We start from the raw sequence: 25,664 nt of genomic DNA, 5'->3' as shown, positions 1-25,664 counted from the left end.
GAACGTCGCCGAATCCCACGCCCGACGTCCGAGGAGCTGTCCTGTGTCCCGTACGCACTCCATGCACCTCCTGCGTTCCCTCGCCGCCGACCACGCGGCCGCCCGGCACCTCGGGGTGCCCGTCGCCGAGGCCCGGATGCGCCGCCGGTCGGTGCTGAAGGGGGCGGCCGCGCTCGCGGCCACCGCCACGGTGACGGCCGCCCCGCGCGCCGCCGCCGCGGGCGCGCCCCGTATCGCGGTGGTCGGCGCCGGCATCGCCGGACTCACCGCCGCGCTCACCCTGTACGACGCCGGTCACCGCTGCACCCTGTACGAGGCCCACCCCGACCGGGTCGGCGGCCGTATGTACTCCCAGCGCGACCACTGGGCCTGGGGGCAGACCTCAGAGATCGGCGGCGAGCTGATCGACACCAGCCACAAGAAGATGCTGGAGCTGTGCCGCCGCTTCTCCCTGCCCGTGGAGGACTTCCTCGGCGGCGGGCCCAACGGCGCCGAGGAGGTCCTGTGGTTCGACGGCGCGTACTACTCGCGCGAACAGGCCGACGAGGACTTCAACGCTGTCCACCAGGCCCTCCACCGCGACCTGCAGGAGGCCGGCGAGGTGAAGTGGAACCGGACCACGCCCACCGGCACCGCGCTGGACAACATGTCCCTGTACGAGTGGATCGAGTCGCGCGTGCCGGGCGGCCACGCCTCACCGCTGGGCCGGTGGTTCGACGTCGCCTACAACGTCGAATACGGCGCCGACACCACCGACCAGTCCTCCCTGGCCCTGGTGCTGCTGATGGGCTACCAGACCAACCCCGGGAACTTCAACATCTGGGGCCTGTCCAACGAGCGCTACCACATCGTCGGCGGCAACGACCGACTCCCGCACGCCATCGCCGACTTCCTGCCCGACGGCACCATCCGCCACGGCTGGTCGCTGAAGGCGGTGAAGGCCGACAGCGACGGCACCCAGACGCTCACCTTCACCGAGTCGGGCGTCACCCGGACGGTGACCGCCGACCACACGATCCTGTGCGTGCCCCTGCCGGTCCTGAAGCAACTCGACCTCAGCCGGGCCGGGTTCGACACCCGCATGACGAACCTGATCCGCGACGCCCGCATGGGGTACTGCACCAAGCTCAACATGCAGTTCTCCAGCCGCCCCTGGCGCGGCACCGGCGCCTGGCCGGGCGTCTCCGCGGGCGACTGCTTCACCGACAGCCGCGTCCAGCAGACCTGGGACACCACCAAGGTCCAGCCCGGCACCGGCGGCATCCTCATCCAGTACCACGGCGGCACCCTCGCCAAGTCCCTCGCCCCGGCGGGGCCGTTCGGCGTCGAGAGCGACCCGTACGTGGCGAAGCTGGCGTCGGCCTACACCAAGGACATCGACGCCTTCTACCCCGGCACCTCCGCCGCCTTCACCGGCCGCGCCCAGCTGTCGGCCTGGCACCTCAACCCGTACGCCCAGGGCGCCTACTCCTACTGGCCGGTCGGCTACCTGCACCGCTACGCCGGCTACGAAGGCACCCCGCAGCGCAACATCCACATCGGCGGCGAGCACTGCTCCTACGACTTCCAGGGATTCATGGAAGGCGGCGCCACCGAGGGCGAGCGCGCCGCGCGGGAGGTGATCGCCGCTCTCTGACCGCCCCCGCTCTCCGACCGCCCTACGCCGGCTTGATGTTGTGGTTGAAGCGGAAGACGTTGTCCGGGTCGTACTTCCGCTTCAGCTCCGCCAGCCGCCGGGCGTTGTCGGCGCCGACCCCGGCCACCACCCGGTCGGCGCCCTCGTCGCCGATGAAGTTCAGGTACACGGCCCCCGTGCTCCAGGGGCGGGCGTCGGCGCGCACGTCACGCACCCACCGCACGGCCCGCTCGTCGTCCGCGGGGTCCTCCCACAACCCGAAGGGATGCACCCCCCAGGGCGCGTCCCGGTAGGGCACCGGATACTCGTGCGGACCTTCGGCGATCGCCCCGCCCAGCGGGAACAGCGCGTGCATGCTGCCGGACGGCACCGGCATGGACGCCGCGCGGGCGCAGTAGAGGTCCAGATAGGCGTCCGGGGCCCCGGTCAGGTACTCCGCCGACCAGTAGTTCCGGAACCCCGGCGGGTCGTCGATCATGCACTGGACATCGGCGTACGGCATCGCCCCCACGATCTCCGACACGTGCGGCAGCGCCAGCAGCGGCTCGGCGACCTTGCGCATGTCGGCCTCGGGCCCGGCGTAGGTCAGCAGTACACCGCACAGCAGCGTGCCGACCAGGTGCGGCGGTACGAACTCCTCCGGCGGGCCGGTGAAGTAGAGCAGGGCGCCGCTCGCCTCGTTCGGCCCGGCAGTGATCACATCGCGGTAGGTGCGCGCCACCTCGGGGCCGTTCTCCGGCAGGTACAGCAGCAGCGCGATGGCGAACTCGGGCAGTGGGTGCAGTCTCAGCGTGAGCGCGGTGGCCACGCCGAAGTTGCCGCCACCGCCGTGCAGCCCCCAGAACAGGTCCGGGTTGTCCTCGGCGCTCGCCCGGACGCGTTCGCCGTCGGCGGTGACCAGCTCCACCCCGAGCAGGTTGTCGACCGCGAGGCCGCACCAGCGGTCAAGCCAGCCGCTGCCGCCGCCCAGCACGAACCCGCCGACCCCGGTGGTGGAGGCCCGGCCGCCGGTGGTGGCCAGATGGTGGGGCTCGGTGGCGCGGTCCAGGTCGCTCATCGTGGCCCCGCCGGCGACCCGTACCGCCTGAGCGCCGGGATGGACGGTGACCGCCCGCATATGGCGCAGGTCCACCACCAGGCCGTTGTCGTTGAGCGCCGAGCCCGCCACGCTGTGGCCGCCGCCGCGCACGGCGATGTTCAGGTCCAGCTCCCGCCCGAAGCGGACGGCCCGCACGACGTCGTCCTCGTCCACGCACTGGGCGATCACGGCCGGCCGCTTGTCGATCATCGAGTTGAAGACCACCCGGGCCTCGTCGTACCCCGGGTCGCCAGGGGCGAACACATCGCCCGACAAATCCTCGCGCAGCGCGGTGAGGGCCGCGCCCGCCTTCGAGAGGGAAGCCATGGCCGCCCCCTTCATGTGCGGGGGGATGGTGTGCTTCCAGCCTAGGCAGGTGCGGCCCGGGCGGCGCGCTCAGCCGCCGTACGCCCCCGAAGCCGTCAGCCGCAGCGCGGTGTCGATCAGCGGGACGTGGCTGAAGGCCTGCGGGAAGTTGCCGACCTGGCGCTGCAGGCGCGGGTCCCACTCCTCGGCGAGCAGGCCCAGGTCGTTGCGCAGGCCGAGCAGCTTCTCGAACAGCCGGCGGGCCTCGTCGACCCGGCCGATCATCGCCAGGTCGTCCGCCATCCAGAACGAGCAGGCGAGGAAGGCGCCCTCGTCGCCCGGCAGGCCGTCGACGCCCTCGGACTCGCCCTCGGTGGGGTAGCGCAGGATGAAGCCGTCCGGGGTGGACAGCTCGCGCTGGATCGCCTCGATGGTGCCGATGACCCGCTTGTCGTCCGGGGGCAGGAAGCCCATCTGCGGGATCAGCAGCAGGCTCGCGTCCAGCTCCTTGGAGCCGTAGGACTGCGTGAAGGTGTTGCGTTCCTTGTCGTAGCCCTTCTCGCACACCTCGCGGTGGATGTCGTCGCGCAGTTCCTTCCAGCGCTCCAGCGGGCCGTCCGCGTCACCGGACTCGATCAGCTTGATCGTGCGGTCGACCGCGACCCATGCCATCACCTTGGAGTGCACGAAGTGCCGGCGCGGTCCGCGTACCTCCCAGATGCCCTCGTCCGGCTCCTGCCAGTGCTTCTCCAGGTAGCTGATCAGCTTCAGCTGGAGCAGCGAGGCGTAGTCGTTGCGGGCGAGGCCCGTCATGTGCGCCAGGTGCAGGGCCTCGGTGACCTCGCCGTAGACGTCCAGCTGGAGCTGGTGCGCGGCGCCGTTGCCGACCCGGACCGGGGCGGAGTTCTCGTAGCCGGGCAGCCAGTCCAGCTCGGCCTCGCCCAGCTCGCGCTCGCCGGCGATGCCGTACATGATCTGCAGGTTCTCCGGGTCGCCCGCGACCGCGCGCAGCAGCCACTCGCGCCAGGCTCGGGCCTCCTCGCGGTAGCCGGTGCGCAGCAGCGAGGACAGGGTGATCGCCGCGTCCCTGAGCCAGGTGTAGCGGTAGTCCCAGTTGCGCACGCCGCCGATGTCCTCCGGCAGGGAGGTCGTCGGCGCGGCGACGATGCCGCCGGTCGGGGCGTACGTCAGCGCCTTCAGCGTGATCAGGGAGCGGACCACCGGCTCGCGGTAGGGGCCGTGGTACGTACAGTGCTCGACCCAGTCGCGCCAGAAGTCCTCGGTCGCCGTCAGCGACTGCTCCGGCTCCGGCAGCGGCGGCGCCTCCTTGTGCGAGGGCTGCCAGGAGATGGTGAAGGCGATCCGTTCGCCGGGCGCCACGGTGAAGTCGGAGTACGTCGTCAGCGAGTGGCCGTAGGTCTCGGCCTCGGTGTCGAACCACACCGAGTCGGGGCCCGCGACGGCGACCGTGCGCTCGTCGTCATGCTTGTGCACCCAGGGCACCACACGGCCGTAGCTGAAGCGCATCCGCAGCGCCGACTGCATCGGCACCCGGCCGGAGACGCCCTCGACGATCCGGATCAGCTGCGGGGCGCCGTCACGAGGGGGCATGAAATCGGTCACCCGGACGGTGCCGCGGATGGTGTCCCACTCGGACTCCAGGATCAGCGAGTCACCGCGGTAGGTGCGCCGGTCCGCGACGGGCGGCGCGGTGTCGGGGGCGTGCGCCGGTCCGATGCGCCAGAAGCCGTGCTCCTCGGTGCCCAGCAGACCGGCGAAGATGGCGTGCGAGTCGAAGCGGGGCAGGCACAGCCAGTCCACTGTGCCGTCCCGGCAGACCAGGGCAGCGGTCTGCATGTCTCCGATGAGTGCGTAGTCTTCGATGCGCCCGGCCACGTGCATCTCCAGTCGAACGGCCACGTCACCCCATGTCGGGGCGGTCGCTAGTGCGGTCAAGGGGTCGTTGTGGTGCGTCGTTGAGCCGTGAGGCGGAACCGTCCCCGAGCCAGGGACACGGTCGACCATTCTCTGCTCAACGAACTGACGAGCTCTTGTTGTTCCGGGGTGTAACGGGCGGGGGTGGTGCCGTGTTTCCGGCCGGCTCGACAGCCAATGTCCGAGCAGGATACGACGCGCTCGGATGATCTGCGTCCGCCTCCGGGCAACCGGACTGGGCCGAACGGGTGAGCTGCGGGTGAGCCGCCGCCGGACCGGCGTCCGCCCAGTTCGGACGGGTGTCCGGACGTGCGCGGAGCGTGGCCGGAAGCCACCGGGCCGAGGCGCTGATACGCTGGTAGCCCGTGGACCGGTGGGCGTCCCTCCCAGGACAACGCACCCCCGAACCGCAGCGACGGCGCCCCCGGAGAACTCCGGCCCGGCAGCCGTACCGCCACTCCAGACAGCGACCACGGGAGCCCCCTCTTGGCCATGACGCCCAAATCCACGACGACCAAGCACATCTTCGTCACCGGGGGTGTCGCCTCCTCTCTCGGCAAGGGTCTGACGGCCTCCAGCCTCGGCATGCTGCTCAAGGCGCGGGGACTGCGGGTCGTGATGCAGAAGCTCGACCCGTACCTCAACGTCGACCCGGGCACGATGAACCCGTTCCAGCACGGTGAGGTGTTCGTCACCAACGACGGCGCCGAGACCGACCTGGACATCGGCCACTACGAGCGCTTCCTCGACCGCGACCTGGACGGCTCGGCCAACGTCACCACCGGTCAGGTCTACAACACGGTGATCGCCAAGGAGCGCCGCGGCGAGTACCTGGGCGACACGGTCCAGGTCATCCCGCACATCACCAACGAGATCAAGCACCGCATCCGCCGCATGGCGACCGACGAGGTCGACGTCGTCATCACCGAGGTCGGCGGCACGGTCGGCGACATCGAGTCGCTGCCGTTCCTGGAGACCGTCCGCCAGGTCCGCCACGAGGTCGGCCGCGACAACGTCTTCGTGGTGCACATCTCGCTGCTGCCCTACATCGGCCCGTCCGGCGAGCTGAAGACCAAGCCGACCCAGCACTCGGTCGCCGCCCTGCGCAACATCGGCATCCAGCCCGACGCGATCGTGCTGCGCTGCGACCGCGAGGTGCCGACCGCGATCAAGCGGAAGATCTCGCTCATGTGCGACGTCGACGAGGACGCCGTGGTGGCCTGCCCCGACGCGCGCTCCATCTACGACATCCCGAAGACGGTCCACGGCGAGGGCCTGGACGCCTACGCCGTGCGCAAGCTGGACCTGCCGTTCCGCGACGTGGACTGGACGACCTGGGACGACCTGCTCGACCGCGTCCACAATCCCGAGCACGAGGTCACCCTCGCCCTCGTCGGCAAGTACATCGACCTGCCCGACGCCTATCTGTCGGTGACCGAGGCGCTGCGCGCCGGCGGCTTCGCCAACCGCACCCGCGTCAAGATCAAGTGGGTCACCTCCGACGACTGCAAGACCCCGGCCGGGGCCAAGGCGCAGCTCGCGGACGTCGACGGCATCTGCATCCCCGGCGGCTTCGGCGACCGCGGTGTGCAGGGCAAGGTCGGCGCCATCCGCTACGCCCGCGAGAACAAGATCCCGCTGCTCGGCCTCTGCCTCGGTCTGCAGTGCATCGTGATCGAGGCCGCGCGCCACCTCGCCGACATCCCGGACGCCAACTCCACCGAGTTCGACCCGGCCACCGCCCACCCGGTCATCTCCACGATGGCCGAGCAGATGGACATCGTCGCCGGTGAGGGCGACATGGGCGGCACCATGCGGCTCGGCATGTACCCGGCCAAGCTGGCCGAGGGCTCGATCGTGCGCGAGGTCTACGACGGCAAGGAGTACGTCGAGGAGCGGCACCGCCACCGCTACGAGGTCAACAACGCCTATCGCGCGGAGCTGGAGAAGAAAGCGGGTATCCAGTTCTCCGGCACCTCCCCGGACGGCAAGCTCGTCGAGTACGTCGAGTACCCCCGTGACGTCCACCCCTATCTGGTCGCCACGCAGGCGCACCCGGAGCTGCGCTCGCGTCCGACGCGCCCGCACCCGCTGTTCGCCGGGCTGGTGAAGGCGGCCGTCGAGCGCCGGCGGGCGTAGGACGTGCGCAAGACCGCCGAGTGACACACCGGTTGTACGGTTGCCGGGGTGCGTTCCTTCAATGGAGCGCACCCCGGTTTCGTTTCCGCAGTTGAAAGGTCTGGCATGACGATCAAGGACACCCCCGCGGAGTGGGAGATCCGGGGCTCGCAGACCCCCTTCGTGGGCAACAAGACCTCCGTGCGCACGGACGAGGTGGTCATGCCCGACGGGACCGTGGTGCGGCGGGACTACCAGGTGCATCCGGGGTCGGTGGCGGTGCTCGCGCTCGACGAGCAGGACCGGGTGGTCGTGCTGCGGCAGTACCGGCATCCCGTGCGGCAGAAGCTGTGGGAGATCCCGGCCGGGCTGCTGGACGTGCCCGGGGAGAACCCGCTGCACGCGGCGCAGCGGGAGCTGTACGAGGAGGCGCACGTCAAGGCGGAGACCTGGCGGGTGCTGGCCGACGTGTACCCGACGCCGGGCGGGTGTGACGAGGCCGTCCGCATCTTCCTCGCGCGGGATCTCTCCGCGGCCGAGGGGGAGCGGTTCGAGGCGGAGCACGAGGAGATCGACCTGGAGCTGGACCGGGTGCCCCTGGATGAGCTGGTGAGGGGTGTGCTGGCCGGGGAGCTGCACAACACGTGCCTGGTCGTGGGGGTGCTTTCGCTCGTTGCCGCCCGGCAGGGTGGAGGGCTCGACTCGCTGCGTCCTGCGGACGCGCCCTGGCCTGCGCGGCCGTTCGACGCCTAGCGTGTGCCCTCATCTGTCGCCGTGCGGCTGACCCGCTGTCGTGGCTCGTCGCGCCCACGCGGCGGAGCCGTATGCCGATACGGCCCCGCGCCCCCGGGAAACCGTCCTACTGTCCGTTGATCCGATCGGGGAGTCCTGCCCGGCGTCGGCCCGCTCCTGCCCGGGGTGTTGCAGAGCGTGAACTAGGCTCTGGAAACGCCCTGACCGGAGTCCCGGCGGGCCTGGGCGTGTGGTGGGACGGGAGTGTGGCCCGTGACGGATCAGGTGGTGGACACGGACGCGTCTGTCCTGGCCGAGGAGGGCCGGTTCCTCGGCCGCACCCGGGAGTTGAAGGACCTGTGCGCCGACATCGAGCGGGCCGGTCTGGACACCCTGTCCGGGCGCAAGGCCCCCCGCGCGCGGGTGCTGCTGATCGCCGGGCGGCCCGGGTCGGGGCGGACCGCCCTCGCCGAGGAGCTGGTGCGGCAGATCGCGGACCGTTACGAGGACGGGGTGCTGCGGGCCCGGCTCAGTGAGCCCGACGGTACGCCCGTCGCGGTCGGGCGGGCGGCGCGGGAGATGCTCACCGCCCTCGACGTGGCGGTGCCGCCCGGGGCCGACGAGGACGAGGTGGCCCAGGTGCTGCGCGAGGCCCTCGCCGACCGCAGGACGCTGATGCTGCTCGACGACGCCGCCGACGCGGCGCAGGTGGACGCGCTGCTGCCGGAGGCGCCGCAGTGTCTGGTGGTCGCCGTCTCCGGGGGGCCGCTGACCGGGATCTCGGACGTGCGGCCGTGCACCCTGGGCGGCCTCGACACCAAGTCGGCCGTGGAGCTGCTGTCCCGGCACACCGGCTCGGTGCGGATCACCGTCGATCCACGGGCCGCCGAGGGGCTGGTCGAGGAGTGCCAGGCCCAGCCGGCCGCGCTGCGGCTGGCCGGCGGCTGGCTCGCCGCCCGGCCGAAGGCCGCTGTCGCGGATCTCGCCAAGCATCTGCACGCCGAGGGCGACGAGTCCGCCACCCCGCTCGCCCGGGTGTTCCGGCTCGCCTACACCTCGCTGCCCGCCCCGGCCGCCCGGATACTGCGACTGCTCTCCCTCGCCCCGGCCGGGCTCGTCGACCCGCACACCGCCTCCGCGCTGGCCGGCTGCTCGGTCAGCGGGGCCCGCACCACCCTGGACGACTTCGTCTCGCTCGGTCTGCTGCACGCCGTGGACTCGCCGCTGCCGCAGTACGAGGTGCCGGCCTGTCTGTATCCGATGCTGAAGGCCCTCGCCGAGTCCCAGGACCGCCCCGCCGAGATCCAGCTGGCCCGCGCCCGGATGCTGGAGCGGACCGTACGACTGCTGCAGTCCTGCCGCGCGATCACCGAGACCGACAGTCCGCAGGCCCGCGAGAAGCTCCTCGGCATGCCCCGCTCGCTGCGCTTCCCCAGCCCGCGTGCGGCCGCCGAGTGGCTGCGGCTGCGCAGGCCCGCGCTGCTCGCCTCGGCACGCCTCGCGGTCGCCGACGGTGAGCTGGACACCCTCGCGCGCCGGCTGATGTCCCAGCTGGTGCGGGCGATGGTCGCGCACTGGGGCACCCAGGCGGCGGCCGCCGACCTGTACCTCGTCCACGGTCTCGTGCTGGACGTGGCCGAGCGCCGGGGGCTGCACCGTGAGCGGGCCGCCGCGCTGCTGAACCTGGCCGACCTGGACGCTCGGACCGGGCGCACGGCCGAGGCGCTGGTGCGATATCGCACGGCTCTGGACGCCGGACGCAGAGCGAATGACCCGTACGCGACCGGTCGCGCAATGGAATCCGTAGGTGGCGCGCACCTGGAGCTGGGGGACTACGACCGGGCAGCCGACTGGTTCGGCCGGGCGCTGGCCCAGCGGCTGGCCCGCGAGGAGCGCGCGGACGCGGCCCGGCTGTACGGCCGTATCGCCACGGCGCACACCTACGCGGGCCGCTACGGGGAGGCGCTCAGGGCCTGGCGGGCCGCGGTCGCCGGGTTCCGCAAGGAGGGCGATGTCGCCTCCCAGGCACGGGCGTTGAGCGAGCTGGCCCGGGTGCAGGAGTACGCCGGCAGGCCCGAGGAGAGTCTGCGCACCTGCCAGGAGGCGGTGGAGTGGGCGCGGCGCGCGGAGGACGTACGGCTGCAGGCCGCGCTGCACCTGCGGATGGCCGACACCCTGGAGCACCTCGGGGACCCGGTGGCCGCCGCGCTGCAGCGCAGTACGGCCGAGCGCATGCTGGGGGAGGAGCTCCAGGAGGGCGATACCCCAGAGATCGTCCCGGAACAAGACGCTAACGCCTGCGAAATCCGCAGTGCATCCACTGAAGATTGATGCAATGAAAGGCTAGACAGCGGGAACGCCTTCATTAGACTGGCTCTGCCGCACGTTCTCCTGCGGTGTCTCCCGGTGTGCCCGTGGGTAGCCGGTATGTCGTGTAATACCCCCTCTGAGCCAAGGACCGTGATCGACGTGAAGGTCGGCATCCCCCGCGAGGTCAAGAACAACGAGTTCCGGGTGGCCATCACCCCCGCCGGTGTGCACGAGCTGGTGCGCAACGGCCACCAGGTCGTCATCGAGCGGGGCGCCGGTCTCGGCTCCTCGATCCCCGACAGCGAGTACATCGCCGCCGGCGCCGAGATCCTGGACACCGCCGACGAGGTGTGGGCCGCCGCCGACCTGCTGCTGAAGGTCAAGGAGCCCATCGCGGAGGAGTACCACCGCCTCCGCAAGGACCAGACGCTCTTCACCTACCTGCACCTGGCCGCCTCCAAGGAGTGCACGGACGCCCTGCTGGAGTCCGGCACCACCGCCATCGCCTACGAGACGGTCGAGCTGCCGAACCGCGCGCTGCCGCTGCTCGCCCCGATGTCCGAGGTCGCGGGCCGGCTCGCCCCGCAGGTCGGCGCCTACCACCTGATGCGCTCGGCCGGCGGCCGCGGTGTGCTGCCCGGCGGTGTCCCCGGTGTCGTCCCGGCCAAGGCCGTCGTCATCGGCGGTGGCGTCTCCGGCTGGAACGCCGCGCAGATCGCCATCGGCATGGGCTTCGACGTGACCCTGCTCGACCGCGACATCAACAAGCTGCGCGAGGCCGACAAGATCTTCGGCACGAAGGTCAAGGCCGTCATGTCCAACGCCTTCGAGCTGGAGAAGGCCGTCCTGGAGGCCGACCTCGTCATCGGCGCCGTCCTCATCCCGGGCGCCAAGGCCCCGAAGCTCGTCACCAACGAGCTGGTGTCCCGTATGAAGCCCGGAAGTGTCCTTGTCGACATCGCGATCGACCAGGGCGGCTGCTTCGAGGACTCCCGTCCGACGACCCACGCCGAGCCGACCTTCCAGGTCCACAACTCGGTCTTCTACTGCGTCGCCAACATGCCGGGCGCGGTGCCCAACACCTCCACCTACGCGCTCACCAACGCCACGCTGCCGTACATCGTGTCGCTCGCGAACAACGGCTGGGTCGAGGCGCTGCGCCGCGACGCCGCGCTCGCCAAGGGTCTGAACACCCATGACGGCAAGGTCGTCTACAAGGAGGTCGCCGAGGCCCACGGCCTGGAGCACGTCGAGCTGGAGAGCCTGCTCGGCTGACCCGCCGACCGACTGGACGGCCGCGCGCTCGGTTAAGTCACCTTCGCGCAAAGGCGATACGTCAACAAGACGCGTCAACCACACGCACCCGGCCGGACCTTGCCCGACAAGGTCCGGCCGGATGTGTGTATGGTCACTTTGCGGCTCTAGGTCAACTCGCCTCGAACGTAACCCTTGAACCGATTCGCACACCGGTGAAACCTGTCGTGCGACGGCCGTACGCCCTTGACAGGGGGTTGTTTCATTGCCGACACATCCTGCCGGGTCCGGCGGATTGTGTTGCTGCGGACCGCCGACACGCCATAGAGTCGCCAACCGTCGGCATGGTGCCACGCTGACCTTGTCTAGAAGTTTCCTGGTCACCAAGGAGGTAAGACGACTTGTGAATGAGTCGACATTTTCTCCCGGGGGTGGTCAACCAGGAATGCCTACGCGGGGCCAGGGCTCCACGGGGCTCGAGGCTGTCGGCTCCGTCGCTGTCCGAACCTTCGCAGCCCACCAGAGCCAGACCAGCCCCCACACGGCTCTGTCAGCACACCAGAGCATGGATGGCCATCACGTGAACGCCATGGCCGGCGACGGAAGTGGCGCGCCCCACAACCACTTCGCCGACTACGACGAACTGCCCGAAGGGCACTTCTACGATCCCGACGCCGAATACGAGCCGGACCCGGAGTACGCGGCCACGCTCGCACCCGACGCTGCCCGTCAGCGCCGTGAGCGCATCGGCCCGACCGGACGCCCGCTGCCGTACTTCCCGATCCCGGGCCCGCTGACCGAGCACGGACCCGCGAAGATCATCGCGATGTGCAACCAGAAGGGCGGCGTCGGCAAGACGACGTCGACCATCAACCTGGGTGCCGCGCTCGCGGAGTACGGACGCCGCGTGCTGCTCGTGGACTTCGACCCGCAGGGCGCGCTGTCGGTGGGTCTCGGCGTCAACCCGATGGAGCTCGACCTCACGGTCTACAACCTGCTCATGGAGCGGGGCATGTCGGCCGACGAGGTGCTCCTGAAGACGGCGGTCCCCAACATGGACCTGCTGCCCTCCAACATCGACCTGTCGGCCGCCGAGGTCCAGCTGGTCTCGGAGGTCGCGCGCGAGTCCACACTGCAGCGTGCGCTCAAGCCGCTGATGGACGACTACGACTACATCGTGATCGACTGCCAGCCCTCGCTGGGCCTGCTCACGGTCAACGCGCTGACGGCCGCCCACAAGGTGATCGTCCCGCTGGAGTGCGAGTTCTTCGCGCTGCGCGGTGTCGCGCTGCTGACCGAGACCATCGAGAAGGTCCAGGAGCGGCTCAACCCGGAGCTGGAGCTCGACGGGATCCTCGCCACGATGTACGACTCGCGCACGGTCCACAGCCGCGAGGTGCTGGCCCGCGTGGTCGAGGCATTCGACGACCACGTCTACCACACGGTCATCGGCCGCACGGTCCGCTTCCCGGAGACCACGGTCGCCGGTGAGCCGATCACCACGTACGCCTCCAACTCCGTCGGCGCCGCCGCCTACCGCCAGCTCGCCAGGGAGGTGCTCGCCCGGTGTCACGCCGAGTGAGTCTGCCCGGGGCCGACGAACTCTTCCGTACGACAGGCGGGATGGCGCTACAGCCGTCCACTCCTCGGCGCACGGCCAACGGTGAGGCCCGGGTGCCGGCTCCCGCGGGGGAGGGCGACGCCGCTGCCGCCGCCGTGGAGGACGCGCCGCAGTCGGTGCCCGTGCAGGGCGGCGACGGCGACGGCGCCGAGCATGTCGCGGCCGACCCGGAGCCGGCGGACGCCGGGGAGTCCCGCAGCCGGGCCGAGCGCTCCGCGCGGCGGCAGGCGACGCAGGAAGGTTCTGCCGCGGGTGCTTCCGGCGGTTCCGCGGCCGGTGCCGGCGCTGCCGCTCCGCGCAAGCGGGGGCGGTCGGGCACCCGGCGGCCGAGCGGGCGCGAGCGGCACGACGAGAAGATCACCGTGTACGTGTCCGCCGAGGAACTCATGGACCTGGAGCACGCGCGTCTGGTGCTGCGCGGTGAGCACGGACTCGCCGTGGACCGCGGGCGCATCGTCCGCGAGGCCGTCGCGGTCGTGCTCGCCGATCTGGAGACCCGTGGGGACGCCAGCATCCTCGTACGCCGGCTGCGAGGGCGCTAGAGGTAGCCTGCGGAGGCCATGACCTCGAACGACGTTCCGCCTCCCCGTGCCGGCCGTCGGCGCGCGCTGGGGCGCGGGCCGGGGCTGACGCACGAGCACGCGCCCGCGCCGCCGGCGGAGCGGTCCGGGGCCCAGGAGCCGCCGGGCGAGGAGCCGACGGGTAAGGGGCCGACGGGTAAGGGGCCCGAGGAACCGCCGGGCCAGGGGCCGAGGGCCCAGGAGCCGCCCGGGGGAGCCGGGGACGGGGAGCCCGCCCCGCGCGAGGAGGTCTCGGCGGAGCAGCCGGGGTCCGACGACGGTGTCTTCAAGGTCCGCCTCGCCAACTTCGAGGGACCCTTCGACCTGCTGCTCCAGCTGATCTCCAGGCACAAGCTGGACGTCACGGAGGTGGCCCTCTCCAAGGTCACCGACGAGTTCATGGCGCACATCCGGGCGATGGGGCCGGACTGGGACCTGGACCGGACGACCGAGTTCCTCGTCGTCGCCGCCACGCTGCTCGACCTCAAGGCCGCTCGGCTGCTGCCCGCCGCCGAGGTCGAGGACGAGGCCGATCTGGCGCTGCTGGAGGCGCGGGACCTGCTGTTCGCGCGGCTGCTGCAGTACCGGGCGTACAAGCAGATCGCCGACATCTTCGACCGGCGGCTGGACGAGGAGGCCCGGAGGTGTCCCCGTACCGTCGGGCTGGAGCCGCACCTCGCCGACCTGCTGCCCGAGGTCGTCATCAGCATCGGCGCCGAAGGGTTCGCGAAGCTCGCCGTGAAGGCGATGCAGCCCAAGCCCAAGCCGCAGGTGTACGTCGACCACATCCACGCCCCGCTGGTGAGCGTGCAGGAGCAGGCCGGGATCGTCGTCGCGCGGCTCAGGGAGCTGGGCGAGGCCAGCTTCCGGGCGCTGGTGGACGACACCGAGGACACCCTGACCGTCGTGGCGCGGTTCCTGGCGCTGCTGGAGCTGTACCGGGAGAAGGCCGTCGCGCTGGAGCAGGAGGCGGCGCTGGGGGAGCTGCTGGTGCGCTGGACCGGTGGGGACGGGGACGAGACGCCGCGGGTGACCGACGAGTTCGACCGGCCGCCCGAGGAGCCGAAGGAGGAGAGCAAGCCGTGAGCGAGACCGTCGCCGACCTCGACCTCAAACCGGCCCTGGAGGCCGTCCTGATGGTCGTGGACGAGCCCGCCGGCGAGGAGCACCTCGCCAAGATCCTCGAACGCCCCCGGCGGCAGATCGCGGACGCGTTGCGCGAGCTGGCCGACGAGTACGCCCGGCAGGGCCGCGGCTTCGAACTGCGGTACGTGGCGGGCGGCTGGCGGTTCTACACCCGGCCCGAGTACGCCGCGGCCGTGGAGAAGCTCGTGCTGGACGGGCAGACCGCCCGGCTCACCCGGGCGGCGCTGGAGACCCTCGCCGTCGTGGCGTACCGCCAGCCGGTCAGCCGCAGCCGGGTCTCGGCGGTGCGCGGAGTCAACTGCGACGGCGTGATGCGCACCCTCCTGCAGCGGGGTCTGGTCGAGGAGGCGGGCACGGAACCCGAAACAGGTGCGATCCTGTATGTGACGACGAACTACTTCCTGGAGCGGATGGGCCTGCGCGGCCTGGACGAGCTCCCGGAGCTCGCGCCCTTCCTCCCCGAGGCGGAGGCGATCGAGGCCGAGACCCAGGAAGGGGTTCCGTCATTCGATCCGGACGCTCCGGATTCCGACGAGGCAGACGACAAGACGGAACATTGATGCGAAGCAGCAGCGGCAGGAACAGCAGCGGAAACAACGGCGGGAGCCGTGGTGGCAACAGCGGCGGCCGCGGCGGGAGCAGCGGGAGCCGCGGGAGCCACCGCGGCGCCGGTGGCAACCGCGACGACAAGCAGGGAGGCCGTCCGAAGAAGCCCCGCCCCGAGGAGCGCCGCTACGACGTGGGCCCGGGCGCGACCAAGGACGGCCCCAAGTCCGGGCGCGGCGCCTCGGCGCGCGGCGGCGCCAAGGGCGGCCCCAAGCAGGGCCAGCAGGGCGGCGGACGCGGTCGTACGGCCCCCGCGCGCTCGCGCGAGTTCGAGACGCGGGTCGAGGAGCGCAACCGGGAGCGGTACGCGGGCAAGAAGGACGTCAAGCTGCCCAAGACCTTCCCCGGCGCCGAGCAGGAGGGCGAGCGGCTGCAGAAGGTCCTCGCCCGCGCGGGCTACGGCTCCCGGCGCGCCTGCGAGGAGCTGATCGACGAGGCGCGCGTCGAGGTCAACGGCGAGATCGTCACCGAGCAGGGCCTGCGGGTGGACCCGGAGAAGGACGAGATCAAGGTCGACGGCCTGACGGTCGCGACGCAGTCGTACCAGTTCTTCTCGCTGAACAAGCCCGCCGGTGTCGTCTCCACCATGGAGGACCCCGAGGGACGCCAGTGCCTCGGCGACTACGTCACCAACCGTGAGACGCGGCTCTTCCACGTCGGCCGGCTGGACACCGAGACCGAGGGCGTCATCCTGCTCACCAACCACGGCGAGCTGGCGCACCGGCTGACCCACCCGAAGTACGGCGTGAAGAAGACCTACCTCGCGCACATCGTCGGGCCGATCCCGCGCGACCTGGGCAAGCGGCTCAAGGACGGCATCCAGCTGGAGGACGGCTACGCCCGCGCGGACCACTTCCGGGTCGTCGAGCAGACCGGCAAGAACTACCTCGTCGAGGTGACCCTGCACGAGGGCCGCAAGCACATCGTGCGCCGCATGCTCGCCGAGGCCGGCTTCCCGGTCGACAAGCTGGTCCGGGTCGCCTTCGGCCCGATCACCCTCGGCGACCAGAAGTCGGGCTGGCTGCGACGGCTGTCGAACACCGAGGTCGGCATGCTGATGAAGGAAGTCGACCTCTAAGGGTTTGCCATCGGCTCCCACCCCCTTTTATAGTCGTGATGACTATTAAAGGGGGTGGGCGTCGTCATGGGCATGGACGGCTACGACAAGCACGCCCACGAACCCTTCGCCGTGACCGTCGACCTCGCGGTCCTGACCCTCCGCGACGGCGCCCTGCACGTGCTGCTCGTCGAGCGCGGACAGGAGCCGTACGCCGGCCGCTGGGCGCTGCCCGGCGGCTTTCTGCTGCCCGAGGAGTCCGCCGAGACCGCGGCCAGGCGCGAGCTCGCCGAGGAGACCGGGCTCGCGGACCTCTCCGGGCTGCACCTGGAGCAGCTGCGCACCTACAGCGAACCGGACCGCGACCCCCGTATGCGGGTGGTGTCGGTCGCCTTCACCGCGCTGCTGCCCGACGCCCCCGAGCCGCGCGGCGGCGGGGACGCGGCGCAGGCCCGCTGGGTGCCCCACCGCACCGCGGGGCCGCTCGCCTTCGACCACGACCGCATCCTGGCCGACGCCCACGCGCAGGTGGGCGCCCAGCTCGAACACACCTGCCTCGCGACCGCCTTCTGCCCGCCCGAGTTCACCCTCGGCGAGCTCCAGCAGGTCTACGAGACCGTCTGGGGCGTCCCGCTGGACCGGCCCAACTTCCGCCGCAAGGTGCTCGCCACGCCCGGCTTCGTCGAGCCGGTGCCGGGTGGCGCCCGGCTGACCGGAGGGCGGGGGAAACCGGCCGCCCTCTACCGCGCGGGCACCGCGACCACGCTGCATCCGCCCCTGCTCCGACCGACCCGGGAAGGACGTCCCGCATGACCGCCTTCGCAAGGAAGCACGCCGCGACCGGAGCCCTGCTGGGGCTCGCGCTCGGGGACGCGCTCGGGTTCCCCACCGAGTTCAACGACGTCCCCTCGATCCTCGCCAAGTGCGGACCCTGGCGGGAGATGGAGCTGCCGACCCCCGCGTTCGTCACCGACGACACCCAGATGACCCTCGCCCTCGGCCGTGGCCTGCGCACCGCCATGGACCGCGGGCACCTCGCGCCCAAGCGGCTGGAGCGGCCGGTGCGCGAGGAGTTCGTGGACTGGTACGAGTCGCCGGAGAACAACCGGGCGCCGGGCAACACCTGCCTCGTCGCGTGCGGTCTGCTCAAGGAGGAGGGCCGGGCCTGGCAGGACGCCAGCCAGATCCACTCCAAGGGCTGCGGCGCCAACATGCGGGTCGCGCCCCTCGGGCTCGCCCCCGGCCTCAGCGACGAGCAGCGCGCGGGCGCCGCCCAGCTCCAGGCGGCCCTCACCCATGGGCACCCGACCGCGCTCGCCGCGTCCGACCTCACCGCACACGCCGTACGGCTCCTCGCGCAGGGAGCCGAGCCGACCGGCCTGGTCGGGCTGCTGCGGTCGTACGCGCTGGACAACCGCACCCGGTACCACCACACCTGGCTCGGCGACCTGTGGACCCGGTCGCAGGACCCCGGCCCCGAGCACTTCATCGCGCGCGGCTGGGACGACTGCCTCGTCGTCCTGGAGCGGCTCCGGGAGGCGCTGCGCCGGCCCTCGCCGGAGACCGACCCGTGCCTGGCCACCGGGGAGGGCTGGCTCGCGGAGGAGGCGCTGGCGAGCGGGCTGCTGTGCTTCCTGCTCTTCGTCGACGAGCCGCTCACCGCGCTGCGCCGGGCCGCCTGCTCCTCCGGCGACTCCGACTCCATCGCCTGCCTGGCGGGCGCCTTCGCGGGGGCGTACCACGGGGCGAAGGCCTGGCCCGATGCGTGGGCGGACCGGATCGAGTACCACGGGGAGCTGGTGGCGCTCGGGGCGCTGTGGGACGAGTGACCGGCCGGTCCGGTGGCGGAGGGCGGGTACCCGGGTGACAGTGGGCCTCGCCGGAGGAGCTGATCCGGCGGCGGCCGCCGTGACGCGTCTCAGCGTGCGGGCGCCGGTGATCGACCCCGTGCGGGCTGACTAGGCTGGTCGGGCAGAACAGCCGTACAGCAGCAAGGAGCAGTGCCGTGGCGGTACGAGCGGTCCGCGGGGCCGTGCAGTTGGAGCGGGACGAGGCCGGACACATGGCGGAGCAGGTCACCGCGCTGCTCACGGCCGTCCTGGAGCGCAACGGGCTGACCGCCGACGACCTGATCAGCATCTGGTTCACGGCCACGCCCGACCTGCACAGCGACTTCCCGGCCGTCGCCGCCCGCAAGCTGGGCATCGTCGACGTGCCGCTGATCTGCGCGCAGGAGCTCGACATCGAGGGCGCCATGCCCCGGGTCGTCCGCCTGCTCGCGCACATCGAATCCGACAAGCCCCGTGCCGACATCGCACACGTCTACCTCGGTGCGGCGGCCGCCCTGCGCAAGGACATCGCCCAGTGAGGACCGCACTCGTCATCGGAACCGGGCTGATCGGCACCTCGGCCGCCCTGGCCCTCGCCCAGCGCGGTGTCGTCGTGCACCTCGCCGACCACGACCCCGAGCAGGCCCGCACCGCCGCCGCGCTCGGCGCCGGCACCGACGAGGCACCCGAGGGGCCCGTCGACCTCGCGATCGTCGCCGCCCCGCCCGCCCATGTCGCCGGGGTCCTCGCCGACGCCATCCGGCGGGGCGTGGCCCGCGGCTACCTGGACGTGGCCAGCGTCAAGGGCGGGCCGCGCCGCGAGCTGGAGGCGCTCGGCCTGGACCTCACCACGTACATCGGCACCCACCCCATGTCCGGCCGGGAGAAGTCCGGGCCGCTGGCCGCCACCGGCGACCTGTTCGAGGGCCGCCCCTGGGTGCTGACCCCGACCCGGGACACCGACACCGAGGTGCTGAACCTCGCGCTGGAGCTGGTCTCGCACTGCCGTGCCGTGCCGGTCGTCATGGACGCCGACGCCCACGACCGTGCCGTCGCCCTGGTCTCGCACATGCCGCACCTGGTGTCCAGCCTGGTCGCGGCCCGGCTGGAGAACGCCGAGGAGTCCGCCGTACGGCTGTGCGGGCAGGGCATCCGCGATGTGACGCGGATCGCCGCCTCCGACCCGCGGATGTGGATCGACATCCTCTCCGCGAACCCCGGGCCGGTCGCCGACCTGCTCGCGGACGTGTCCGCCGACCTCGACGAGACGGTGCGGGCGCTGCGGGCCCTGCAGTCCTCCGACGAGGACAAGCGGCGCGCGGGCGTGGCCGGCATCGAGGACGTGCTGCGGCGCGGCAACGCCGGGCAGGTCCGGGTCCCCGGCAAGCACGGCTCGGCCCCGCGGGTCTACGAGACCGTGGTGGTGCTCATCGACGACCAGCCCGGGCAGCTGGCCCGGATCTTCGCCGACGCCGGGCGGGCCGGGGTCAACATCGAGGACGTGCGCATCGAGCACGCCACCGGGCAGCAGGCCGGCCTGGTGCAGCTCGTGGTGGAGCCGAAGGCGGTGCCGGTGCTCACGGCGGCGCTGCGCGAGCGGGGCTGGTCGGTCCGGCAGTAAGGACCCTGCGCCGGGGCCGGTAACCTTGTGCGGGGCGCCCTCGCGTCCCGCACCCCACCGCCACACCGCACCAGGAAGGTGTCCCTCCGTGGAAAACGGCGCCGCCCCGACTGTGCCGCCCGTGATCGTCGCCATCGACGGTCCCTCCGGCACGGGCAAGTCGAGCACCTCCAAGGCCGTCGCCGCGCAGCTCGGCCTGAGCTACCTGGACACCGGCGCCCAGTACCGGGCGATCACCTGGTGGATGGTGAGCAACGGCATCGACATCGACGACCCGACCGCGATCGCCGCGGTCGCGGGCAAGCCGGAGATAATCTCGGGCACCGACCCGTCGGCCCCGACGATCACCGTCGACGGCGTCGACGTCTCCGGGCCGATCCGCACCCAGGAGGTCACCTCCCAGGTCAGCGCGGTCAGCGCGGTGCCCGAGGTGCGCGCCCGGATCACCGAGCTGCAGCGCTCCATCGCCGCGTCCGCGGAGCGGGGCATCGTCGTCGAGGGCCGGGACATCGGCACGACCGTGCTGCCCGACGCCGACCTCAAGATCTTCCTGACCGCCTCGCCCGAGGCCCGCGCCGCCCGCCGCAGCGGTGAGCTCAAGGGTGCCGACGTGCACTCCACCCGCGAGGCGCTGCTCAAGCGGGACGCGGCCGACTCCAGCCGCAAGACCTCGCCGCTCGCCAAGGCGGACGACGCGGTCGAGGTGGACACCACCGACCTCACCCTTCAGCAGGTCATCGAGTGTGTCGTCACCCTCGTCGAGGAGAAGCGGGCCGGCAAGTGAGTCTCCCTTCGCAGGAGGGCCTGCCGTCGGAGCGGGGCGCGGAGGTCGGGCGCCGGATCGGCGTCGGCCTGATGTACGGGCTGTTCAGGCCGAGGGTGCTGGGCTCCTGGAAGGTGCCCGCGACCGGGCCGGTGATCTTCGCGATCAACCACTCCCACAACGTCGACGGCCCGATGGTCATGGGCGTGGCGCCCCGGCCGACGCACTTCCTGATCAAGAAAGAGGCGTTCGTCGGGCCCCTCGACCCCTTCCTGACCGGCATCGGCCAGCTGAAGGTCGACCGCTCGGGCGCCGACCGCACGGCGATCGGCCGGGCGCTGGGCGTGCTGGAGAGCGGCGGCGTCCTCGGGATCTTCCCCGAGGGCACACGCGGCGAGGGCGACTTCGCCTCGCTGCGCGCCGGGCTCGCCTACTTCGCGGTCCGCAGCGGGGCGCCGATCGTCCCGGTCGCCGTGCTGGGAAGCTCCGAGCGCCGCGGACGGTTGATAAAGGGGCTGCCCCCGCTGCGCAGCCGCATCGACGTCGTCTTCGGCGACCCGTTCGAGGCGGGCGACGGTTCGGGGCGGCGGACGCGCACGGCGCTGGACGAGGCGACCGAACGCATCCAGAAGCAGCTCACCCTCCACCTGGAAAACGCCAGGCGCCTGACCGGGCGCTGAGCGACACTGAGTAGTGGATCACCTCCAAACCGGGGCAATCCACCGATCACCACGATGAACGACGAGGTACGGACTTCATGAACGACCAGATCCAGCCCGGCGGCTCGGACCACTTCGAGCACGACCACGGGGCGCTCGGCGACGCCGAGTACGCGGAGTTCATGGAGCTCGCCGCGGAAGAGGGCTTCGACCTCGAGGACGTCGAGGGTGCCATCGAGGCGGCCGGGCACGGCCCGCTGCCGGTGCTCGCCGTCGTCGGCCGCCCCAATGTCGGCAAGTCGACCCTGGTGAACCGCATCATCGGCCGCCGCGAGGCCGTCGTCGAGGACAAGCCGGGCGTCACCCGTGACCGCGTGACCTACGAGGCCGAGTGGGCGGGCCGCCGCTTCAAGGTCGTCGACACCGGCGGCTGGGAGCAGGACGTCGCCGGCATCGACGCCTCCGTGGCCGCGCAGGCCGAGTTCGCGATCGACGCGGCCGACGCGGTCGTGTTCGTCGTCGACGCCAAGGTCGGCGCCACCGACACCGACGAGGCGGTCGTACGGCTGCTGCGCAAGGCCGGCAAGCCCGTGGTGCTGTGCGCCAACAAGGTCGACGGCCCGAGCGGTGAGGCCGACGCCTCCTACCTCTGGTCGCTGGGCCTGGGTGAGCCCCACCCCGTCTCCGCGCTGCACGGCCGCGGCACCGGCGACATGCTGGACGCCGTCCTGGAGGCCCTGCCCGAGGCGCCCGAGGCCGGCTTCGGCGGCGCCGGGGTCGGCGGCCCGCGCCGCATCGCCCTGATCGGCCGCCCGAACGTCGGCAAGTCCTCGCTGCTGAACAAGGTGGCGGGCGAGGAGCGCGTCGTCGTCAACGAGCTCGCGGGCACCACCCGTGACCCGGTCGACGAGCTGATCGAACTCGGCGGCGTCACCTGGAAGTTCGTCGACACGGCCGGTATCCGCAAGCGGGTCCACCTCCAGCAGGGCGCCGACTACTACGCCTCGCTGCGCACCGCGGCCGCCGTCGAGAAGGCCGAGGTGGCGGTCATCCTGATCGACGCCTCCGAGTCCATCTCGGTGCAGGACCAGCGCATCGTGACGATGGCCGTGGAGGCCGGGCGCGCGATCGTGCTGGCCTTCAACAAGTGGGACACCCTCGACGAGGAGCGCCGCTACTACCTGGAGCGGGAGATCGAGACGGAGCTCGGCCAGATCGCCTGGGCGCCCCGGGTGAACGTCTCGGCGCGCACCGGCCGGCACATGGAGAAGCTGGTCCCGGCGATCGAGACGGCCCTCGCGGGCTGGGAGACGCGTGTCCCGACCGGCCGTCTGAACGCCTTCCTCGGTGAGCTGGTAGCCGCCCACCCGCATCCGATCCGGGGCGGCAAGCAGCCGCGCATCCTCTTCGGCACCCAGGCCGGCACCAAGCCGCCGCGGTTCGTCCTCTTCGCCTCCGGCTTCATCGAGGCCGGCTACCGCCGCTTCATCGAGCGCCGGCTGCGCGAGGAGTTCGGCTTCGAGGGCACCCCCATCCACATCTCGGTGCGGGTGCGCGAGAAGCGCGGCCAGAAGAAGAAGTGACGAGAAGGGGCGGCCCGAGCGGGCCGCCCCTTCTCCCGTCCGCACGTCGTGTGCGTCAGATGCCGCGCGTCCTGGGCGGCAGTCCGGCCGGCACATGTGTCATCGTGCCGTGCTGTCCGAGCTGACCGACCCGCTGCCACTGCGACGGGGACTGCTGCTGCCCCGTCCCGCCGCGCGCGCTGCTCGCTCCCGCGCTGTAGGCGCTGTACGAGCTGCCGTACGACCCGCTGCCGTACGTCCCCGGGTGCCGACTGCCGAACGCCGTGAAGCCCAGCTCCTCCTCCCCGCTGCGGTCACCCGGCAGGGAGCGGAACGTCCTGACGTACTCGGCGTACAGCTTGTCGTAGATCGGCGTGGCCGATGGACCGCCCTGCGGTTCATGGGCCGACCGGGCAGACGGGATCGGCGGAGGAACCTGGCGGCGGGGGACGTCGTATGAGTGCACGTAACTCCAAACGACGGGACACCCTCAGGGGATGCGCCCCTGGAAGGGGCACGGGGCTGTGCCGATGTGCGGCTCCGCCACGTGGGCGCGGCCGGCCGTGACCACCCGCAGCCGCCGACGACATGAGGCACCACCTCGGTGGGCGAGACTCACGTCCCCGCCAGAGGCAGCGCCGCCCCCACCAACTTCCCGTTCGCCGCGGCCTTGTCGAGCGCGTCCCGCAGAAGATCCTCCCGCGGCTGCCGCCCGATCGACCCCACCGGCGCGGCGAACATCAGCACCTGCTGGTGCTTGTTGGCCGCCGCCCGCCAGCCCTCGGTGACCTGGAGCGGCTGGTGCGCCTGCCACCAGGCGACCGGCTGCCCGCCGTTCGGCCCCGGCTGCAGCACCGCGTGCAGCTGCCCCATCGCCAGCAGCACCGACCAGCCGTGCTGCACCGGCGGCGCCGTCGACAGCTCGGTGACCGGCATGAACCCCTGCTCGATGAGCAGCGGCAGGAAGTCGTCCCCGAGCCCGGTGGAACCGGGCCGTACGATCGGTCCGGTCGGCTCGACCACCAGCGCGGGGTGCAACTCCCCGGAGATCAGGACGAGTCCGCTGGTCACCCCGAGCACGGCCTGCTCGGGCACGACCTTCTCGGGCTCCAGGTTGACGGTGTCGCCGCTGATCGACCGCACGGCACCGCGCAGCTGCTCCTCGGTGACCTGGACGACCTGCGAGGGCAGACAGCTGGCGTGGGCGAAGGCGAGGACGGCGGTCTCGTCCCCGACGAACAGGACGGTGCTGGTGCGCTCGTGCTCGGAGTCGCCCGGGGTGCGGCAGGACGTGCAGTCGTAACTGCCGGGGGCGTTGTCTCCGGCGAGCAGCCGGTCTGCTTCTTCGTCGCCGATCTCGGCGCGTACCTCGTCGCTGAGGTCGAGCATGCGCGGCACGGGTGGCTCCCTAGAGATGCGGTGGGATGAGACCGGGCGGCCTCATGAAGGACACAACGGGCCAGCTGTGGCGGGAGTCACGCTGCTGCACGAACGGAATCGCATCATCCGACGCGCAGGGTCACATGTGGCACGGAATCGGCCACTCATTGTCAAGTAATCGGAAGTCAAAGGAACTTGGCCGGGTGAGGTGGGTCACAGACTGTCATTTCCGGTCGGTCGACAAATCGGGATATCCACGGATCGAGCGGGTCATGCACAGAAGTTGATACCGGCGGTAACCCTGAACTGGCCTGGATCGACGGGCAGTTGGTTGATGTGCACTCGCCACGCTCCGTACATTCATCGGCCGTGTGCAACGAGCACCGCTCGGGTACGTCCGCCGGCCGCACCACCACAGCTCGAAGACCGACCCCACCGGCGGAGGGGGCGGAGCACGCGGAACGCGCCGACGCGCGGGACCGTGCCCCGCTCCGGGGGACCCCGGGTCCGTAGAGAGGGATGCTCATGTCCGAATGTGCCGATACCACCACGCACGACACCTCCTCCCGTAAGGCGCGTACGACCGCGGCTCTCGCCGGGGCGGCCCTGCTGGCACCGCTCGGCCTGCTGGCCGCGAGCGGCGGCGCCCACGCGGCGGACAGTGGCGTGTGGGACCGCATCGCCCAGTGCGAGAGCGGCGGAAACTGGCACATCAACACCGGGAACGGCTACTACGGCGGGCTCCAGTTCTCCGCCGGCACCTGGCGCGCGTACGGCGGCACCGCCTACGCCCCGACCGCGGACGGGGCCAGCCGCGAGCAGCAGATCGCCGTGGCCACCAAGGTGCAGCAGTCGCAGGGCTGGGGCGCCTGGCCGACGTGCTCGGCCCGGGCCGGCGCGTACGGCGGCGCACCGGCGGCCCCGGCGACCGGAGGGGCGTCGAACCCCCAGAGCACCGAGAGCACCGGGAGCGCCGGGAGCGCCGGGAGCGCCGGGAGCGACCGCGGCCCCCGGAGCGGCCCGGGCGCTTCGAGCGGCTCCGGCACCGCGAAGGCGGCTCCCGCCGCGCCCGCCCGCGCCTTCGGGCACACCGACCGGAACGCCTCCCGCGGGGACTACACCGTCCGCCGGGGCGACACGCTCAGCGCCATCGCCGCCCGGAACGGCACCAGCTGGCAGGCGCTGTACGCCGCCAACAAGGCCGTCATCGGCGGCGACCCCGATCTGATCGTGCCCGGCCTGCGACTGGACGTCTGAGCCGCGCATCCCCGTACGACCCGTACGACCCGTACGACCCGTGACCCGTACGACGTAAGACCCGTACGACGTAAGACCCGTACGACGTAGGACCCGTACTACCCGTGACACGTACGACGTAAGACCCGTACGACCCGCACGTCCCGCATTCGAGGCCCCGCCCGGTCCGCCGACCGGGTGGGGCCCCTGGCCCGGCGGGCGTGGCGGGAAGGGCCGGGCGAGGTCCGCTGCCTA

Annotated in this window: 22 protein-coding genes; 18 read left to right on the top strand and 4 right to left on the bottom strand. The window is 71.7% G+C overall.

The genetic code is table 11. The features are described from left to right. Positions 1-43: 43 nt before the first annotated feature. Positions 44-1,636, top strand: coding sequence for a flavin monoamine oxidase family protein (locus tag ACIGXJ_RS24435; RefSeq protein ID WP_399649040.1), 1,593 nt, complete (start codon positions 44-46; stop codon positions 1,634-1,636). 22 nt (positions 1,637-1,658) lie between these two features. On the opposite strand, the gene ACIGXJ_RS24430 is transcribed toward ACIGXJ_RS24435, so the two are convergent. Next, on the bottom strand, positions 1,659-3,041 hold the full coding sequence (locus tag ACIGXJ_RS24430; RefSeq protein ID WP_399649037.1) for an FAD-binding protein: 1,383 nt from the start codon (positions 3,039-3,041) through the stop codon (positions 1,659-1,661). 69 nt (positions 3,042-3,110) lie between these two features. Then, positions 3,111-4,916 (bottom strand): glycoside hydrolase family 15 protein, encoded by a 1,806-nt coding sequence (locus ACIGXJ_RS24425; RefSeq protein ID WP_399649132.1) that lies wholly within the window; start codon positions 4,914-4,916, stop codon positions 3,111-3,113. 531 nt (positions 4,917-5,447) lie between these two features. Between ACIGXJ_RS24425 and ACIGXJ_RS24420 the strand changes: the two genes are divergently transcribed. The 16 genes from ACIGXJ_RS24420 to der all read left to right on the top strand — a co-directional run bounded on the left by ACIGXJ_RS24420 (position 5,448) and on the right by der (position 22,814). Further along, positions 5,448-7,094: a CTP synthase gene (locus ACIGXJ_RS24420; RefSeq protein ID WP_399649034.1), complete on the top strand. Its 1,647-nt coding sequence runs from the start codon at positions 5,448-5,450 to the stop codon at positions 7,092-7,094. A gap of 105 nt (positions 7,095-7,199) precedes the next feature. Continuing rightward, positions 7,200-7,826 carry an NUDIX domain-containing protein gene (locus tag ACIGXJ_RS24415; RefSeq protein ID WP_399649031.1) on the top strand — a complete coding sequence of 209 codons (627 nt, stop codon included), beginning with the start codon at positions 7,200-7,202 and terminating at the stop codon, positions 7,824-7,826. Positions 7,827-8,078: 252 nt separating this feature from the next. Further along, positions 8,079-10,136 carry a tetratricopeptide repeat protein gene (locus tag ACIGXJ_RS24410; RefSeq protein ID WP_399649029.1) on the top strand — a complete coding sequence of 686 codons (2,058 nt, stop codon included), beginning with the start codon at positions 8,079-8,081 and terminating at the stop codon, positions 10,134-10,136. Positions 10,137-10,265: 129 nt separating this feature from the next. Beyond that, positions 10,266-11,390, top strand: a complete 1,125-nt coding sequence (gene ald / locus ACIGXJ_RS24405) for an alanine dehydrogenase (RefSeq protein WP_399649026.1) — start codon at positions 10,266-10,268, stop codon at positions 11,388-11,390. A 424-nt stretch (positions 11,391-11,814) separates the two neighbouring features. Then, positions 11,815-12,951 (top strand): ParA family protein, encoded by a 1,137-nt coding sequence (locus tag ACIGXJ_RS24400; RefSeq protein WP_399649023.1) that lies wholly within the window; start codon positions 11,815-11,817, stop codon positions 12,949-12,951. After that, positions 12,936-13,532 (top strand): hypothetical protein, encoded by a 597-nt coding sequence (locus tag ACIGXJ_RS24395; protein WP_399649020.1) that lies wholly within the window; start codon positions 12,936-12,938, stop codon positions 13,530-13,532. Before ACIGXJ_RS24400 ends, ACIGXJ_RS24395 begins: the two co-directional genes overlap by 16 nt. An 18-nt stretch (positions 13,533-13,550) precedes the next feature. Next, the gene (locus ACIGXJ_RS24390; protein ID WP_399649017.1) at positions 13,551-14,636 is read left to right on the top strand and encodes a segregation and condensation protein A; all 1,086 of its coding nucleotides are present in this window, start codon (positions 13,551-13,553) and stop codon (positions 14,634-14,636) included. 50 nt (positions 14,637-14,686) lie between these two features. After that, a complete protein-coding gene (scpB, locus tag ACIGXJ_RS24385; RefSeq protein ID WP_399649129.1) occupies positions 14,687-15,256 on the top strand; it encodes an SMC-Scp complex subunit ScpB in 570 nt (189 codons plus the stop codon). Next, positions 15,256-16,380, top strand: a complete 1,125-nt coding sequence (locus ACIGXJ_RS24380) for a pseudouridine synthase (RefSeq protein WP_399649015.1) — start codon at positions 15,256-15,258, stop codon at positions 16,378-16,380. Before scpB ends, ACIGXJ_RS24380 begins: the two co-directional genes overlap by 1 nt. Before the next feature lie 72 nt (positions 16,381-16,452). Beyond that, positions 16,453-17,172 (top strand): NUDIX hydrolase, encoded by a 720-nt coding sequence (locus tag ACIGXJ_RS24375; RefSeq protein WP_399649127.1) that lies wholly within the window; start codon positions 16,453-16,455, stop codon positions 17,170-17,172. Beyond that, positions 17,169-18,188 carry an ADP-ribosylglycohydrolase family protein gene (locus tag ACIGXJ_RS24370; protein WP_399649012.1) on the top strand — a complete coding sequence of 340 codons (1,020 nt, stop codon included), beginning with the start codon at positions 17,169-17,171 and terminating at the stop codon, positions 18,186-18,188. Before ACIGXJ_RS24375 ends, ACIGXJ_RS24370 begins: the two co-directional genes overlap by 4 nt. A 176-nt stretch (positions 18,189-18,364) precedes the next feature. Further along, positions 18,365-18,727, top strand: a complete 363-nt coding sequence (aroH, locus tag ACIGXJ_RS24365) for a chorismate mutase (protein ID WP_399649009.1) — start codon at positions 18,365-18,367, stop codon at positions 18,725-18,727. Further along, on the top strand, positions 18,724-19,809 hold the full coding sequence (locus tag ACIGXJ_RS24360) for a prephenate dehydrogenase (RefSeq protein ID WP_399649007.1): 1,086 nt from the start codon (positions 18,724-18,726) through the stop codon (positions 19,807-19,809). Before aroH ends, ACIGXJ_RS24360 begins: the two co-directional genes overlap by 4 nt. 88 nt (positions 19,810-19,897) lie before the next feature. Then, the gene (gene cmk / locus ACIGXJ_RS24355; RefSeq protein ID WP_399649004.1) at positions 19,898-20,593 is read left to right on the top strand and encodes a (d)CMP kinase; all 696 of its coding nucleotides are present in this window, start codon (positions 19,898-19,900) and stop codon (positions 20,591-20,593) included. After that, entirely contained in the window at positions 20,551-21,252 is a 702-nt protein-coding gene (locus tag ACIGXJ_RS24350) for a lysophospholipid acyltransferase family protein (RefSeq protein WP_399649002.1), read from the top strand. The genes cmk and ACIGXJ_RS24350 overlap by 43 nt, the downstream gene beginning before the upstream one ends. Positions 21,253-21,329: 77 nt before the next feature. Further along, positions 21,330-22,814, top strand: coding sequence for a ribosome biogenesis GTPase Der (der, locus tag ACIGXJ_RS24345; RefSeq protein ID WP_399649000.1), 1,485 nt, complete (start codon positions 21,330-21,332; stop codon positions 22,812-22,814). Positions 22,815-22,869: 55 nt separating this feature from the next. Here the strand turns inward: der and ACIGXJ_RS24340 are convergent, their stop codons facing one another. Both ACIGXJ_RS24340 and ACIGXJ_RS24335 read right to left on the bottom strand, forming a co-directional pair. After that, the gene (locus ACIGXJ_RS24340) at positions 22,870-23,259 is read right to left on the bottom strand and encodes a hypothetical protein (RefSeq protein ID WP_399648998.1); all 390 of its coding nucleotides are present in this window, start codon (positions 23,257-23,259) and stop codon (positions 22,870-22,872) included. 149 nt (positions 23,260-23,408) lie between these two features. Then, entirely contained in the window at positions 23,409-24,191 is a 783-nt protein-coding gene (locus tag ACIGXJ_RS24335) for a hypothetical protein (RefSeq protein WP_399648995.1), read from the bottom strand. Positions 24,192-24,698: 507 nt separating this feature from the next. On the opposite strand from ACIGXJ_RS24335, the gene ACIGXJ_RS24330 reads away from it, so the two are divergent. Beyond that, complete coding sequence (locus ACIGXJ_RS24330) at positions 24,699-25,430, top strand: transglycosylase family protein (RefSeq protein ID WP_399648993.1); 732 nt, start codon at positions 24,699-24,701, stop codon at positions 25,428-25,430. Positions 25,431-25,664: the final 234 nt, after the last annotated feature.

Origin of the sequence: Streptomyces sp. NPDC053367, from assembly GCF_044545925.1 — a bacterium.
Classification (GTDB): domain Bacteria; phylum Actinomycetota; class Actinomycetes; order Streptomycetales; family Streptomycetaceae; genus Streptomyces.
This window is presented reverse-complemented; position numbering and strand designations above follow the sequence as displayed.

Coding starts and splice junctions, on each gene's coding strand:
- ACIGXJ_RS24430 (WP_399649037.1), bottom strand. CDS start 3,041: ATGGCTTCCCTCTCGAAGGCGGGCGCGGCCCTCACCGCGCTGCGCGAG.
- ACIGXJ_RS24420 (WP_399649034.1), top strand. CDS start 5,448: ATGACGCCCAAATCCACGACGACCAAGCACATCTTCGTCACCGGGGGT.
- ACIGXJ_RS24415 (WP_399649031.1), top strand. CDS start 7,200: ATGACGATCAAGGACACCCCCGCGGAGTGGGAGATCCGGGGCTCGCAG.
- ACIGXJ_RS24400 (WP_399649023.1), top strand. CDS start 11,815: ATGCCTACGCGGGGCCAGGGCTCCACGGGGCTCGAGGCTGTCGGCTCC.
- ACIGXJ_RS24390 (WP_399649017.1), top strand. CDS start 13,551: ATGACCTCGAACGACGTTCCGCCTCCCCGTGCCGGCCGTCGGCGCGCG.
- scpB (WP_399649129.1), top strand. CDS start 14,687: ATGGTCGTGGACGAGCCCGCCGGCGAGGAGCACCTCGCCAAGATCCTC.
- ACIGXJ_RS24380 (WP_399649015.1), top strand. CDS start 15,256: ATGCGAAGCAGCAGCGGCAGGAACAGCAGCGGAAACAACGGCGGGAGC.
- ACIGXJ_RS24375 (WP_399649127.1), top strand. CDS start 16,453: ATGGACGGCTACGACAAGCACGCCCACGAACCCTTCGCCGTGACCGTC.
- ACIGXJ_RS24370 (WP_399649012.1), top strand. CDS start 17,169: ATGACCGCCTTCGCAAGGAAGCACGCCGCGACCGGAGCCCTGCTGGGG.
- der (WP_399649000.1), top strand. CDS start 21,330: ATGAACGACCAGATCCAGCCCGGCGGCTCGGACCACTTCGAGCACGAC.
- ACIGXJ_RS24330 (WP_399648993.1), top strand. CDS start 24,699: ATGTCCGAATGTGCCGATACCACCACGCACGACACCTCCTCCCGTAAG.